Origin of the sequence: Pseudomonas brassicacearum subsp. neoaurantiaca, assembly GCF_013608025.1 — a bacterium.
In the GTDB taxonomy this organism is placed as follows: Bacteria; Pseudomonadota; Gammaproteobacteria; order Pseudomonadales; family Pseudomonadaceae; genus Aquipseudomonas.
On the sequence record NZ_VDLV01000036.1, the window covers coordinates 104,358 to 119,138 of the forward strand.

General features: G+C 62.1%; 13 protein-coding genes. 8 read left to right on the forward strand and 5 right to left on the reverse strand.

What is annotated here, in order from left to right; translation table 11 throughout:
• Nucleotides 1-14 precede the first annotated feature (14 nt).
• From FHK92_RS19300 to FHK92_RS19310, 3 genes are all read left to right on the forward strand, one after another.
• The gene (locus tag FHK92_RS19300; protein ID WP_181289443.1) at nt 15-626 is read left to right on the forward strand and encodes a 3'-5' exonuclease; all 612 of its coding nucleotides are present in this window, start codon (nt 15-17) and stop codon (nt 624-626) included.
• Between the two features lie 245 nt (nt 627-871).
• Complete coding sequence (gene yedA, locus FHK92_RS19305) at nt 872-1,774, forward strand: drug/metabolite exporter YedA (protein ID WP_181289444.1); 903 nt, start codon at nt 872-874, stop codon at nt 1,772-1,774.
• Between the two features lie 58 nt (nt 1,775-1,832).
• A complete protein-coding gene (locus tag FHK92_RS19310) occupies nt 1,833-3,170 on the forward strand; it encodes a DEAD/DEAH box helicase (RefSeq protein WP_181289445.1) in 1,338 nt (445 codons plus the stop codon).
• 112 nt (nt 3,171-3,282) lie between these two features.
• Here FHK92_RS19310 and FHK92_RS19315 read toward each other — a convergent pair whose 3' ends face one another.
• A complete protein-coding gene (locus FHK92_RS19315) occupies nt 3,283-4,524 on the reverse strand; it encodes a TIGR03862 family flavoprotein (protein WP_181289446.1) in 1,242 nt (413 codons plus the stop codon).
• A gap of 287 nt (nt 4,525-4,811) precedes the next feature.
• Nucleotides 4,812-5,732, reverse strand: a complete 921-nt coding sequence (locus FHK92_RS19320; protein WP_181289447.1) for a histone deacetylase family protein — start codon at nt 5,730-5,732, stop codon at nt 4,812-4,814.
• Between the two features lie 73 nt (nt 5,733-5,805).
• On the opposite strand from FHK92_RS19320, the gene FHK92_RS19325 reads away from it, so the two are divergent.
• From FHK92_RS19325 to FHK92_RS19335, 3 genes are all read left to right on the forward strand, one after another.
• A complete protein-coding gene (locus tag FHK92_RS19325) occupies nt 5,806-6,375 on the forward strand; it encodes a GNAT family N-acetyltransferase (protein WP_181289448.1) in 570 nt (189 codons plus the stop codon).
• Nucleotides 6,376-6,476: 101 nt separating this feature from the next.
• Nucleotides 6,477-7,346 (forward strand): acyl-CoA thioesterase II, encoded by an 870-nt coding sequence (tesB, locus tag FHK92_RS19330; RefSeq protein ID WP_181289449.1) that lies wholly within the window; start codon nt 6,477-6,479, stop codon nt 7,344-7,346.
• Entirely contained in the window at nt 7,343-7,936 is a 594-nt protein-coding gene (locus FHK92_RS19335) for an HAD family hydrolase (protein WP_181289450.1), read from the forward strand. The genes tesB and FHK92_RS19335 overlap by 4 nt, the downstream gene beginning before the upstream one ends.
• A gap of 143 nt (nt 7,937-8,079) precedes the next feature.
• Here FHK92_RS19335 and FHK92_RS19340 read toward each other — a convergent pair whose 3' ends face one another.
• Nucleotides 8,080-9,027 carry an alpha/beta hydrolase gene (locus tag FHK92_RS19340; protein ID WP_181289451.1) on the reverse strand — a complete coding sequence of 316 codons (948 nt, stop codon included), beginning with the start codon at nt 9,025-9,027 and terminating at the stop codon, nt 8,080-8,082.
• Nucleotides 9,027-9,914, reverse strand: a complete 888-nt coding sequence (ypfJ, locus tag FHK92_RS19345; protein ID WP_181289452.1) for a KPN_02809 family neutral zinc metallopeptidase — start codon at nt 9,912-9,914, stop codon at nt 9,027-9,029. Before ypfJ ends, FHK92_RS19340 begins: the two co-directional genes overlap by 1 nt.
• 252 nt (nt 9,915-10,166) lie before the next feature.
• On the opposite strand from ypfJ, the gene FHK92_RS19350 reads away from it, so the two are divergent.
• Nucleotides 10,167-11,045 carry a DMT family transporter gene (locus FHK92_RS19350; RefSeq protein ID WP_030140327.1) on the forward strand — a complete coding sequence of 293 codons (879 nt, stop codon included), beginning with the start codon at nt 10,167-10,169 and terminating at the stop codon, nt 11,043-11,045.
• 191 nt (nt 11,046-11,236) lie between these two features.
• Here FHK92_RS19350 and FHK92_RS19355 read toward each other — a convergent pair whose 3' ends face one another.
• The gene (locus FHK92_RS19355; RefSeq protein WP_181289453.1) at nt 11,237-12,574 is read right to left on the reverse strand and encodes an MFS transporter; all 1,338 of its coding nucleotides are present in this window, start codon (nt 12,572-12,574) and stop codon (nt 11,237-11,239) included.
• Between the two features lie 264 nt (nt 12,575-12,838).
• Between FHK92_RS19355 and quiC the strand changes: the two genes are divergently transcribed.
• Nucleotides 12,839-14,737, forward strand: coding sequence for a 3-dehydroshikimate dehydratase QuiC (gene quiC / locus FHK92_RS19360; protein WP_181289454.1), 1,899 nt, complete (start codon nt 12,839-12,841; stop codon nt 14,735-14,737).
• Nucleotides 14,738-14,781 lie beyond the last annotated feature (44 nt).

Below are 14,781 nucleotides of genomic sequence, written 5' to 3' on the forward strand. Positions count from 1 at the left end.
GGAGCCCCACGGGTTTGGAACGCATCGCAGTCATCGACTTTGAAACCACCGGCATCACCCCGAGTAGCAGTTGCCGCGCCACGGAAATCGCCGTGGTGATCCTTGAACAGGGCCGGATCGTCGACCGTTACCAGAGCCTGATGAACGCCGGCGTTCGCGTGCCGGCCTTTATCGAACAGCTCACCGGCATCAGCAACGCCATGCTGCGCAGCGCACCCCCGGCGGAAAAAGTGATGAACGAGGTCAACGAATTTGTCGGTATCACGCCGCTGCTGGCGCATAACGCCGCGTTCGACCAGAAGTTCTGGGACTTCGAACTGGGGCGCATCAAGCGCACCCGCCTGCAGAACTTTGCCTGTTCGTTGTTGCTGGCCCGGCGCTTGATGCCATCGGCGCCGAACCACAAGCTCGGCACGCTCAACGCATTCGCCGGCCTGCCCCACACTGGCCAGGCTCACCGGGCCATGGCCGACGCCGAAATGGCCGCCAACCTTACCGCGCACCTTGCTGCGCAATTGCGGCACAAGCATGGGCTGCGGGAGTTGTCCCACGACCTGCTGTGCAGTTTGCAGAAAGTGCCAGCGGCGAAGATCAACGAACACCTCAAGCGCCATCGCGGGTTCTGAAAACACCCCAAGATAGAAACTGTGGGAGCGAGCTTGCTCGCGATAGCGTCGGATCAGGCAGCCTTTATGTTGACTGACACACCGCTATCGCGAGCAAGCTCGCTCCCACAGGGTGGAGTTGTGTTGATCAGAAATCTGCGATGCCTTGAAAAGTGTATGGCTCGGATAAACAGATTTTGTAACTTAATTTCTGTCGATCACCTTTTTAGAATGGCGGGTTTCATCGTCCTGACTTCGAGTTGAACATGCCTGGCCCACGCCGTTTTCCGTTGCCGTTGATCGCTGCCTTTTTCGCCTTGTACGTCATCTGGGGTTCGACCTACCTGGTGATTCGCATAGGCGTCGAGCATTGGCCGCCCTTGCTGCTGGCGGGGATTCGTTTCGTGATCGCCGGGTCGTTGATGTACGGCTTCTTGCGGTGGAAGGGCGCGCCGGCGCCGACCTGGGCGCAATGGAAGGCCGGGGCGCTCATTGGCGTGTTGCTGCTGACCTTTGGCAATGGTGCGGTGAGTATCGCCGAGCATACGGGCGTGGCTTCGGGCGTGGCGGCGCTGGCCGTGGCGACGGTGCCGTTGTTTACCTTGCTCTGCGGTTATTTCTGGGGCGCACGCAATACCCGTCTCGAGTGGGCGGGAATTGTGCTGGGATTGATCGGCATTGCCATGCTCAACTTGGGCTCCAATTTGCAATCGAGCCCGTTGGGAGCGGCTTTGCTGGTGTTCGCCGCCGCCTCGTGGGCCTTCGGTTCGGTGTTGAGCAAACACCTGCCCTTGCCGGCGGGGGCGATGGCCAGCGCCGTGGAGATGCTGGTGGCCGGCGTGGTGCTGTTGATCGGCAGCTTCGCCAGCGGTGAACGCCTGGACCACGTGCCGCCGCTGGAAGGCTGGTTCGCGTTGGTCTATCTGATCGGGTTCGGATCGATCATCGCCTTCAACGCCTACATGTACCTGCTCAAGCATGTGCGCCCGGCAGCGGCCACCAGCTATGCCTACGTCAACCCGGCGGTGGCGGTGTTGCTGGGGATCGTCTTCGCAGGAGAAACCATTGGCACCGAAGAAGCCCTGGCGATGCTGGTGATCATCAGTGCCGTGGTATTGATCGGGTTGCCGCAGTGGCGCAAGCCCAAGCCTGCACCGGCCGAATCCTGATTTAGGGTAAACTGCCGCGCATTGCACACCCTGCGCTGATTTTTCCTACGGTATCTCCATGACTTTCGCCACCCTTGGCCTGATCGAACCCCTGCTGCGCGCCCTCGAGACGCTCGGCTACCAGACTCCGACCCCGGTCCAGGCCCAAGCCATGCCGGCCGTGCTCGCCGGGCGCGACCTGATGGCTGCGGCCCAGACCGGCACTGGCAAGACTGCCGGTTTCGCCGTGCCGCTGTTGCAGTTGCTGACCACCGAAGGGCCGAAAGTCGCCGCCAACTCGGTGCGTGCGCTGGTCCTGGTGCCGACCCGCGAACTGGCCGAGCAGGTCCACGAAAGCGTGCGCCAATACGCGCAGAACCTGCCGCTGAGCACCTACGCCGTGTACGGCGGCGTCAGCATCAACCCGCAGATGATGAAGTTGCGCAAAGGCGTCGACCTGCTGGTCGCCACGCCAGGCCGTTTGCTCGACCTGTTCCGCCAGAACGCGCTGAAGTTCAACCAGCTACAGACCCTGGTGCTGGACGAAGCCGACCGCATGCTCGACCTGGGCTTCTCCGAGGAACTGGCGAACATCTACAAGGCTCTGCCAAAGAAGCGCCAGACACTGCTGTTCTCGGCGACTTTTTCCGATGCGATCCGCCTGCTGGCCGGGCAGATGCTCAACGACCCGCTGAGCATCGAAGTGAGCCCGCGCAACGTGGCTGCCAACACCGTCAAGCAATGGGTGGTGACGGTGGACAAGAAGCGTAAGCCGGAGCTGTTCATCCACCTGATGCGCAAGCACAAATGGAAACAGGTGCTGGTGTTCGCCAAGACCCGCAACGGCGTCGATGCGCTGGTGGAAAAACTCCAGGGCCTCGGTGTCAATGCCGATGGCATCCACGGTGACAAACCCCAGGCGACCCGCCAACGTGCGCTGGACCGCTTCAAGGCCAGCGAAGTGCAGATCCTGGTGGCCACCGATGTCGCCGCCCGTGGCTTGGATATCGAGGATTTGCCATTGGTGGTGAACTTCGACCTGCCGATCGTCGCCGAGGACTACATCCACCGCATCGGCCGCACCGGTCGGGCGGGCGCCACCGGGCAGGCCATTTCCCTGGTCTGCGCCGATGAAGTGAATCTGCTGTCAGCCATCGAAACCCTGACCCGTCAGACATTGCCTCGGCAGATGGAGCAGGACTTCGAGCCTGAGCATCGTGTGCCGGAGACCGACGCCAGCGGCCAAGTGATCAAGAAACCGAAGAAGCCGAAAAAACCGAAAACCCAAGGCACCGGTGGCAAGCGCAACCTGGGCAAGTGGGTGGACAGCGGCGATTCGGGGCCGGTGGAACCGTCGGTCAAGCCTGTGCGGAAAGTACCGGTGTTCAACACTGGGCCGCGTAAGCGTAAGCCTTGATGATGTGCTGCGGCTGATAGACCGCTTTCGCGAGCAGGCTCGCTCCCACAGTCGATAGGTGTAGGCCGTCAATGTGGGAGCGAGCCTGCTCGCGAAGGCGGCAGCCAGGCTTTCAGCCCTTGCCTTGCAACCATTCCAACATCCCCAACCCCGCCGCCCGGCCACTGGCAAAGCACGCTGTGAGCAGATAGCCGCCAGTGGGTGCTTCCCAGTCGAGCATTTCCCCAGCGCAGAAAACCCCGGGTAACTGCTTCAGCATCAGTCGTTCATCCAACGCTTCGAAGGCCACGCCGCCAGCGCTGCTGATGGCTTCGTCCAGCGGACGGGTTTTCACCAGCGTGACCGGCAGGGCCTTGATCGCTTCCGCCAGCCGCGCCATGTCGGCGAAGCAATCGGCGGAAGTCAGCTCGCGCAGCAACGCGGCCTTGACCCCATCGATCCCCAACTGACTATGCAGATGCTTGGACATCGAGCGTGACCCGCGTGGCTTGTTCAGGGCCTGGAGGATTTTATCCACAGGCCGGCCCGGCAGCAGGTCCAGATGAATGGTCGCGCGGCCGTGCTGGTTGATGGCTTCGCGAATCGCTGCAGACAGGGCATAGATCAAGCTGCCTTCGATGCCGGTGGCGGTGATGACGCATTCGCCCAGGCGAGGTACATCGTCGTTGAGACCGATGGCGATGTTCTTCAGCGGGGCGCCGGCGAATTTGCTGATCATCAGGTCGCTCCAGGCCGTCACGTCGAATCCACAATTGCTCGGCTGCAACGGCGCAAGGGCCACGCCGCGCTGTTCCAGTGGCAGCATCCAGGCGCCATCGGAGCCCAGGCGCGACCAACTGCCGCCGCCCAACGCCAGTAACGTTGCGTCAGGGGTAAGACTTTTTTCGCCCTCCGGGCTGGCGATGCGCAGGCTGCCGTCGGGGTTCCAGCCGAGCCAGCGGTGGCGGGTGTGGATCACCACGCCGGCCTCACGCAGGCGCTTGAGCCAGGCGCGCAGCAGCGGGGCGGCTTTCATGTCGGTTGGAAACACCCGTCCCGAGCTGCCGACGAAGGTATCGATGCCCAAGCCGTGAATCCATTGGCATAACTCATCCGCGCCGAATGCCCGCAGCAGCGGGGCGATATTCGGCGCGCGTTCGCCGTAGCGGGACAGGAACGCCGGAAAGGCTTCGGAGTGAGTGATGTTCATGCCGCCGACACCCGCCAGGAGAAACTTCCTGCCCACCGAAGGCATGCCGTCGTACAGGTCGACCCGGACACCGGCCTGGCTCAACACCTCGGCCGCCATCAGGCCGGCGGGGCCGCCGCCGATGATGGTGATGTTTGGGATGGGAGGTTGGGTGGTCGAGGTCATGATTTGGACTGCGGGGGCTGGAATAGGCGGGGCATTCTATCAGCACAAATCACTGATATCCCTGTGGGAGCGAGCTTGCTCGCGATTGCGGTATGTCAGTGGTAAAGGTTTAGCTGACCCTCCGCCATCGCGAGCAAGCTCGCTCCCACATGGATATGTGGTGTGTTCCGATAAGGTGATCAAAAAACAACCAAGCCCCTGCGAGCCATAGGCAACACAGGCTGCGAGCCGTTTCGCTCAGGTTATCCACAGGCCGCTCCACAGGCATTGTGGGTAAAGCCCAGACTTCAATGACAGCCTGATGACGTCCAGACCTTTTGTGCGCTGTGGTGCAGGATCCCATGGCGCCGGGCCAGGGCCCTGCGGTCCTTGCTGTAGCCGCCACCGATCACGCCGACGACGGGGATGTCCCGTCCCAGGCAATGGCGCATGACGCTTTCATCCCGGGCGGCAAGGCCTTCGTCGGTCAGTTTGAGGTAGCCGAGGGCGTCGTCCTTGTGCACATCGACGCCGGCGTCATACAGCACCAGGTCCGGCTGGTAGAGCGGCAGCAGGTAATTGAGCGCATCGTCCACGACGTTAAGGTAGGCGGCATCGTCCATGCCCATCGGCAGCGGGATGTCCCAATCGCTTTGCGCCTTGCGTGTCGGAAAATTCTTTTCGCAGTGCAGGGAAACTGTCACGGCGTCCGGGGTGTCATGGAGTATTCGAGCCGTACCGTCACCCTGGTGCACGTCGCAGTCGAAAATCAACACCCGCGAGACGCGCCCGCTGGCCAGGAAGTAGCGGCTGATCACCGCCAGGTCATTAAAAATGCAGAACCCGGCCGGGTGGTCGTAGTGGGCATGATGGGTGCCGCCGGCCAAGTGGCAGGCCAGTCCGTGTTCAAGGGCCTTTTCGGCAGCCAGGAGCGAGCCGCCCACCGCGCGAACCGTTCGCCGGGCCAAGGCTTCGCTCCAAGGCAGGCCCAGTCGCCGTTGGTCTTCGCGGGACAACTCGCCGCCCATGTAGCGTTCGATATAAGCGCGGTCATGGGCCAGGGCGAGAATGTCTGACGGACACAGGGCGGGACGCAGCAGGTCGGCATCCCGGGCCAGGCCGCTCTCCACCAGGTGATCGCGCAGCAGGCGGAACTTGTCCATGGGGAAACGGTGTTCCGCTGGGAACTCGGGACTGTAGTCTTCGTGGTAGATCAACGGTAGTGGCATGGTGTTTTCAGTGGTGATCAGGTGACGGATCCTACCAGCGATGTAGACTCTGGGGCATGGAAAGGGAGTGAAGATGGAGCCGATACTGGAACTGGAAAGCGCACGGCTGATATTGCGGCAGTGGCGCGACGATGATTTGCCGGCGTTTGCGGCCATGTCCGCCGATCCGCAAGTGATGCGTTATTTTCCGGCACCCTTGAGTCGCCTGGAAAGCGCTGCGCTGATCGGCCGCGTGCGCGGGCATTTTGCCGAGCATGGTTTTGGTTTGTGGGCACTGGAGCGCAAGGACACCGGCGCTTTCATTGGCTTTACCGGGCTGGGCGTGGTCGGGTTCGACGCGCATTTCACCCCAGCGGTGGAAATCGGTTGGCGCCTGGCCCGCGAGCATTGGGGCCTGGGTTATGCCAGCGAAGCCGCGTGGACGGCGTTGCGCTGTGCCTTCGACCGGCTGGGGCTGGACGAAGTGGTGGCGTTTACCGCGATCGATAACCTGCCATCGCAGAAGGTCATGCAGGCCATCGGCATGCAGCATGATCCGGCCGATGATTTCGAGCATCCAAAGCTCGCGGTCGGTCATCCGTTGCGTCACCATGTGCTCTATCGCATTGACCGGGAGCAGTGGTTGCAGACCCTGCACGGTTAGCCGACACGGACGTTACAATGCCCGCCAAAATGGCCCGGGCCAATTATCGATCCGCCGCAGCACAGACTGCGCGGTTTTTGCGCTGTGTGAGGAAAGTCTGAATGAGCCACGTGTTGGAAGATCTGGTCGACCTGCTGACCCTGGAACCGATCGAAGAGAACCTGTTTCGCGGTCGTAGCCAGGACCTCGGGTTCCGCCAGTTGTTCGGCGGCCAAGTGTTGGGCCAGTCGCTGTCGGCGGCCAGCCAGACCGTGGAAGAGGCGCGCCATGTGCATTCGATGCACGGTTACTTCCTGCGTCCGGGCGATGCGGCGTTGCCGGTGGTCTACCAGGTCGATCGCGTCCGCGATGGCGGCAGCTTCAGCACCCGTCGGGTCACGGCGATCCAGAAGGGCAACCCGATCTTCACCTGCAGCGCCTCGTTCCAGTATGACGAGCAGGGCTTCGAGCACCAGAGCACCATGCCGCAAGTCGTCGGGCCGGAAAACCTGCCTTCCGAACTGGAGCTGACCCAGCAGCGCGCCCATCTGCTGCCGGAGCACATGCGCGAAAAGCTGCTGTGCCCCAAGCCGATCGAGGTGCGCCCGGTCACCGAAAAAGATCCTTACAATCCGCAACCGGCCGATCCGGTCAAGTACGTGTGGTTCCGTGCCGATGGCGCCTTGGCGGACATTCCGGCCCTGCACAAATACCTGTTGGCCTACGCGTCGGATTTTGGCTTGCTGACCACCTCGCTGCTGCCCCACGGCAAATCGGTATGGCACAAGGATATGCAGGTCGCGAGCCTTGACCACGCCTTGTGGTTCCACGCCGACCTGCGCGCCGATGACTGGTTGCTCTACGCCATGGACAGCCCGTGGGCCGGTAATTCCCGTGGTTTTTCCCGGGGCAGCGTGTTCAACCGCGCCGGGCAACTGGTGGCATCGGTGACCCAGGAAGGCTTGATCCGCCATCGCAAGGACTGGGCATGAGCCTGGCCGATGTGCGGCATTGGGTGTTCGATATGGACGGCACGCTGACCATCGCCGTGCATGACTTCGCCGCGATCCGCGTGGCCCTGGCGATTCCGGCCGAAGACGACATCCTCACCCACCTGGCGGCCCTGCCCGCTGCAGAAGCCGCCGCCAAACACGCCTGGCTGCTGGAACACGAGCGGGACCTGGCGCTGGGCTCCAAGCCCGCGCCCGGGGCGGTCGAACTGGTGCGTGAGCTGGCCGGACGCGGCTATCGCCTGGGCATCCTGACCCGTAACGCCCGCGAGTTGGCCCACATCACTCTGGAAGCCATTGGCCTGGCGGATTGTTTCGCGGTGGAAGATGTACTGGGCCGTGACGAGGCGCCGCCCAAGCCGCACCCCGGCGGCCTGTTGAAACTGGCTGAGGCCTGGGACGTGGCGCCTGGCTCTATGGTGATGGTGGGCGACTACCGTTTCGACCTGGACTGCGGTCGCGCGGCGGGGGTGCGGACGGTGCTGGTGAATCTGCCGGATAATCCGTGGCCGGAGCTGGCGGATTGGCATGCGCGGGATTGTGGGGAATTGCGGCGGATGCTTTTGGCTTGAGAGGTCGGTTGACTGCTCGATTGCTTTCGCGAGCAAGCTCGCTCCCACAAGGATTCTTTGTCGATCACAAAATCTTTGTTCACCACACCTCCACTGTGGGAGCGAGCTTGCTCGCGATAGGGCCCTAACATTCGCTACAAAGCTCACTGCCCAAACAACACCCTCAACCCCTCCGGCGAATTGAACATCCCATCCCCATCATGCCCAACCCCAGGCACCTCGATCAGTCGTTGATTGAGTCCCTGCGGATGGCGTCGCGTCAGGTAGTCGAAAAAGAAATGCCCGCGCAGCAGTCGATACGCGCCTTGGGTCTGCGCTTCGCAGCCTTTGTCTAGCGCGGGATGCTCCGGATCAATGTCCTGTTGTCCCAGCAGATAAGTGATGTCGCGCTTGATGTAGTTATCTTCGAGTTGCGCTGCTGTTTGCCCGGCAGCATAGGCGGGCAGGTGCTCCAGGCCGTATTTCCAGCGATTGAAAGCCGGGCAACTGGCGGGGGCGAATGCCATGGGCCGTTGCGCGTCCAGGTAGGCATAGGACGATGGGTTGGCCACGACGAACCGTGGCGCGATGCGGTAGGTGCCGTGGGCGAGCAGGGCATAGCGCTGCACAACCTGGGCGCCGCCGGAATGACCGGCGATGACGATCTCCTTCACTTCGGGAAACTGTTGTCGGTCGCTGACCCGCGCCACGATGTCGTCCAACACTTGGAATGAACTGACCGGGTTGGGCCCGATGGACAGGCCTCCCGCCATCCAGTCGTTGCCTTGCCAGCGCAGCAGGTCGGCGGGCAGTTGATGGCGGGCCGCGTCCTGTTCGTTGAGAAATTGCGGGGCGATGATCAATGTCGTCGCGGTTTGACCGGCCTGCGCGGCGACCTTTTCGCCACTGCGAAGATAAGTGTCGGCATTGCGCAGTCGACCGTGGACGATGATCAGCACCCGCTGGATCGAAGCCGGTGGCGGGCTCACGGCGACGACCATGGCACCGCCCTTGAGTTGCAATCGTCCCTGGGCAATGGCATTCACCCCGTGTTCCTCCGCCTGGGCAACGGCGCAGCACAGCATCAACCCGAGCAATGCCCCCCACTTCATTACAGATTCTTCGCCGCGAAGGTGTCGCACTGGCTGACCTGGCCCTGGGCGAAACCGGTCTTGAACCAGCGCACCCGCTGCGCCGAGGTACCATGGGTAAACGAGTCGGGCACCACGCGGCCCTGGCCTTGTTGCTGCAGGCGATCGTCACCAATGGCATTGGCGGCGTTCAAGGCTTCTTCGATGTCCCCCGGCTCAAGCCAGTTCAGGCGTTTTTGCGCGTGGTTGGCCCAGACACCGGCGAGGCAATCGGCTTGCAATTCCTGGCGCACCAGTAAACCGCCGTCGCCCTCCATTTGCCGGCCTTGCTGGCGCGCCTCCTGGACTTTCGCCGAGACGCCAAGCAGCGTTTGCACGTGATGGCCGATTTCGTGGGCGATGACGTAGGCCTGGGCGAAATCCCCGGCGGCCGAAAAGCGCTGGGACATTTCCTGGAAGAAGCTCATGTCGAGGTAGACCTGCCGGTCCGCCGGGCAATAGAACGGGCCGGTCGCCGAGGAGGCCAGGCCGCAGGCCGAGTTGACCCGACCGCTGAACAGCACCAGCTTCGGTTGCTGGTATTGGCGTCCGGCCTGCTGGAAGACCTGGCCCCAGGTGTCTTCGGTATCGCCCAGGATGGCGCGCACGAATTCGGCCTGTTCGTCGTTGGCCGGCGGCGCCTGGCGAGTCTGCGAAGAGGTCGGCGCGGAGCCCTGGTCCATTTGCCCGGCCAATTGTCCGAGGATTTGCATGGGGTCCTGGCCGGTGATCCAGCCGATGCCGACGATCAGGATGATCGCCGTCAGGCTCAACCCCTTGCCACCGCCGAAACGCATTCCACCGCCGCCCCCACCGTCATCACGGGCGTCCACCACGTTGTCACTGCGGCGACCTTTTTTCCATAACATGTGGGAAGTCCTCTGAATGGCCTTGCGAAGAAATGGCTGCTGTGGCGATGAGTCTAGCTTCCGGGCGCCCAAGGCGCGCGCCGTGCTTGAGCCTTGAGGCAACGGACAAGGATTTTGGTTCATCGCTGAGCCGATCCTGCCGGGTGGCGGATTTTTCATTACACTTGGGATCCAGAACTATCGGAACCCTCGCTGGCCCAATATCTGCACTGTGCGTCACGGCCCCAACTTCAAGCAACGCAGGTTTCCTTCATGACCATCAGCACTCCGCTCTCCGGTGTCAATCAGGCTTTCAAGGGCATCGTGCTTATTCTGGTCGCAACGTTTTTGTTCTCCAGTCACGATGCGTTGTCCAAATACCTCTCGGGTTTCTATCCGATCATCATGGTGGTCTGGGCCCGCTACGTGGTGCACACCTTGTTGATGGCGGGTATTTTCCTGCCGCGCTCGGGGCTGCGCGTCCTGCGCACCAAGCGCCCGTTGTGGCAGGTTGCCCGGGCGTTGTGCCTGTTGGGCACCAGTTTGTTTTTCACCACTTCGCTGATGTTCATCCCGTTGGCGGAGGCGACGGCGGTCAACTTCCTCGCTCCGGTGCTGGTCACTGCGTTGTCGGTACCGCTGCTGGGCGAGCATGTGACGCGTGGTCAGTGGATCGCGGTGATCTTCGGGTTCATCGGGGTGTTGATCATTGTTCATCCCGGCGGCGATCTGTTCACGCCGGCGGTGTTGTTGCCGTTCTGTTCGGCGCTGTTTTTCTGCTTCTACCAACTGCTCACGCGCAAACTCGCCGAGATCGACAGCCCCACGACCAGCAATTTTTTTGCCGGGTTGTGCAACACGTTGGTGATGAGCGCCTTGGTGCCGTTCTTCTGGCAGGTGCCCAGCGTGACCCACGGCTTGATGATGCTGGCGCTGGGAGCCTGCGGGATGACCGCGCACTTGATGCTGACCCAGGCCTTCCGTTTCGCCGCCCCGGCGCTGCTCGCGCCGTTCGGGTATTGCCAGATCATCTTTGCCGGGTTGTTGGGCTGGTTGTTTTTCAGCCATACGCCGACGCTGACCACGGTGGTGGGGATTACCTTGATCTGCTTGAGTGGGTTGGCGGCGGCGTGGCAACAGCGGCGTAAATAACCGCTACACAGAACCCTTGTGGCCCGCGCAGTCCCTGTGGCTAGCACAGCCTTCTGTGGCGAGGGAGCTTGCTCCCGCTGGGCTGCTCCGCAGCCCTCGTTTTTTTTGCGATTGCTACGCAATCGAGCGGGAGCAAGCTCCCTCGCCACAGGTCCACCATGCCCCCGGACAAACAGTCATCTCCAGCCCCATCAGCTTTCCAGCGTAGGCACCTTGCGCGGTGCCATGAAGTACATCCAGGTCAGCGCGATGAAGTACATCGCCGGGATCAGGGTGAACAGCACCGTGTAGTTGTTGTTCGTGATCGTGAGGATGTGCCCCACCAACTGCGTCATGAACATCCCGCCGATGGCCGCGCACATGCCGCCGAAGCCGAACACCGTGCTCATCATGTGCTTGGGCGTGTAGTCCATCACCAGGCTCCAGATGTTGGCGGTCCAGGCCTGGTGCGCGCCGATGGCCAGGGAAATTGCAAACACCGCCACCCACAGGCTGCTGGAGCCGGCCGCCATGATCACCCCGACGATGCAGCAGGCGAACAGCAACATGGACATCAGTCGCGCCTTGATCGGATTGACCCCGCGGCCAATCAGGAATGACGACAGGATCCCGCCGCCGACGCTGCCGAAATCGGCGGTCAGGTAGATGATGATCAGCGGGATGCCCATCTGGGTCACGTTGATGCCCAGGTTGTATTGCTGGTTCAGGAACGGCGGCAGCCAGTAGAGGTAGAACCAGAACACCGGCGCGGTCATCGAATAGGCCAGGGCGAACGCCCAGGTGCCGCGCATGCGCAGGATACGAGAGAAGGGCACGCGGGCCTGGTCCGGTTCGTCCTGGGCCTGGATGTAGTCCAGTTCCGACTGCTTCACGCTCGGGTGGTCTTCGGGGTTGAAGTATTTCAGGCCCCAGAACAGCAGCCAGATCCCGCCCAGCGTCGCCATGCACAGGAACGCGGCCTGCCAGCCCCAGACGTGCAGGATCAGTGGCAGCAGCATCGGGGTAAACATCGCACCGACGTTGGTTCCGGCGTTGAAAATACCGGTGGCCACGGCCCGTTCGCCCGCCGGGAACCACAGTCGCGTGGTTTTAACACAGGCCGGGTAGTTGGCGGCTTCGGTCAGGCCGAGAATGAAGCGGCACACCATGAAGCCCACTGCCGAGGTCGCCAGGCCATGGGCACCGGTCGCCAGGCTCCAGAGCAGCACGGCGCAGAAGAACACGCGCTTGACGCCGATCCGGTCGATCAATCGGCCCTGCAGCACGAAACCGACCGCATAACCGACCTGGAACCAGAAGTTGATATTGGCGTAGTCCATCGCCGTCCAGCTCATTTCCTTGGCCAGGATCGGCTGCATCACCCCGAGGGCAGCGCGGTCGATGTAGTTCAGCGTGGTCGCAAAAAACACCAGGGCGAGCATGCCCCAACGGGTCTTGCCCACGGCCATCGCGCCACGGATCTTGTCGCCGATGCCACCGTGGGTGGCAACCGGGCCGGGGGCCAGGCGGGAACTTTGGGAAGGAATCATAAGGTGCACCCGTTCTTGAAATTCTTATGGTGTGGTCTGGGTCTGCATTGAACCCGAAGTCAGGCGTCAATGTGGGGCCGATGGTGGGCAGTGGACAAAAAGTAGTCAATTCGCTGATCGGGCATTGTGTTCGATAATCGCCCAAAAAACTAACCAGACGGTACATATTAAATTGCCCAATGAAACCGGCAGCTCAATAATCCCCTGACTCTTTCAAAAGCGGCGCATCTCTTGTAGCCGACGCCTGTCCCGGGAGCCGAAGTCATGCAGCGTTCCATTGCCACCGTTTCGTTGAGCGGTACCCTGCCGGAAAAACTCGAAGCCATTGCCGCCGCCGGTTTCGACGGCGTGGAAATCTTCGAGAACGACCTTCTCTATTACGATGGCAGCCCTCGGGAGATCCGGCAGATGTGCGCCGACCTGGGCATCGCCATCACGCTGTTCCAGCCCTTTCGCGATTTCGAAGGCTGCCGCCGCGATCGCCTGGCGCGCAACCTGGAACGGGCCGAGCGCAAATTCGATTTGATGCAGGAGTTGGGCACCGACCTGGTGCTGGTGTGCAGCAATGCCTCGGCTGACAGCGTTGGCGATGAACAGATCCTGATCGACGACCTGCGCCTGCTGGCCGAGCGGGCCGGCGCGCGTGGCTTGCGCATTGGCTACGAGGCGTTGGCCTGGGGCCGGCACGTCAATACGTATCAACAGGTCTGGAACATCGTGCGCCAGGCCGATCATCCGAGCCTCGGCGTGCTGCTCGACAGCTTCCACACCTTGTCCCTCAATGGCGACCCGAGCGCGATAGCCGAGATTCCCGGCGACAAGATCTTCTTTGTGCAAATGGCCGATGCGCCGATCCTGGCGATGGACGTCCTGGAGTGGAGCCGGCATTTCCGCTGTTTCCCGGGCCAGGGCGAATTCGACTTGCCAGGTTTCCTCGCGCCGATCATCCAGAGCGGCTACACCGGCCCGCTGTCGCTGGAGATCTTCAACGACGGTTTCCGCGCCGCGCCGCCACGGGCCAACGCTGCCGACGGCTTGCGTTCGTTGCTGTACCTGGAAGAAAAGACCCGTCAGCGCCTGGCCGAACAAGTGCCTGCGCAAAAGCCTGACATTCTGTTCGAGACAGCGCCGGCCAGCGAGTACGACGGCATCGAGTTCCTGGAGTTCGCTGTCGACGATAACCTGGGGGCCAAGCTCGCCCATTGGTTGGAGCGCCTGGGTTTCGTCAAGGCCGGCCAGCATCGCTCCAAGAACGTCAGCCTGTTGCGCCAGGGCGATATCAACCTGATCCTCAATTGCGAGCCGTACTCGTTCGCCCACAGCTTTTTCGAAGCCCATGGCCCGTCGCTGTGCGCCATGGCGGTACGGGTCAAGGACAGCGCCAGCGCCCTGAAACGGGCCGTAGCCTACAAAGGCCAGCCTTATCGCGGCCTGGTCGGGCCCAACGAACTGGAGCTGGCGGCGGTGCGCGCGCCGGACAGCAGCCTGATCTACCTGGTGGACCGGGACGCCGATGTCTATGGCACCGATTTCAACTTGCAACCCGCTGCCGCCATTGGCGCAGGGCTCAAGCGCATCGACCACATGGCGATGGCGTTGCCGGCCGACAGCCTCGACAGTTGGGTGCTGTTCTACAAGAGCCTGCTGGATTTCGAGGCTGACGATGAAGTGGTGCTGCCCGACCCTTATGGCCTGGTGAAAAGCCGTGCCCTGCGCAGTCGTTGCAGCTCGATTCGCTTGCCGCTGAACATTTCCGAGAACCGCAACACCGCGATCTCACACGCCTTGTCGAGTTATCGCGGCTCCGGCGTGCATCACATCGCCTTCGATTGCGATGACATCTTCGCCCAGGTCAGTCGTGCCAAGGAGGCCGGGGTGCCGTTGCTCGACATTCCGCTCAACTACTACGATGACCTGGCGGCGCGTTTCGATTTCGACGACGAGTTTCTCAGCGAACTGGCCTACTTCAACGTGCTGTACGACCGTGATGCCCAGGGCGGTGAGCTGTTCCATGTCTATACCGAGCCGTTCGAAGGGCGGTTTTTCTTCGAGATCATCCAGCGCAAGAACGGTTACGCCGGTTACGGCGCGGCCAACGTCGCGGTGCGCCTGGCGGCCATGGCCAAGTCCCGCAGCGGCGGCGTGCGACACGCCAAGTTGTAGGGAAATCGTAACCGTGGCGGTAAAGGGCGGTGCCTTGGCTTCCT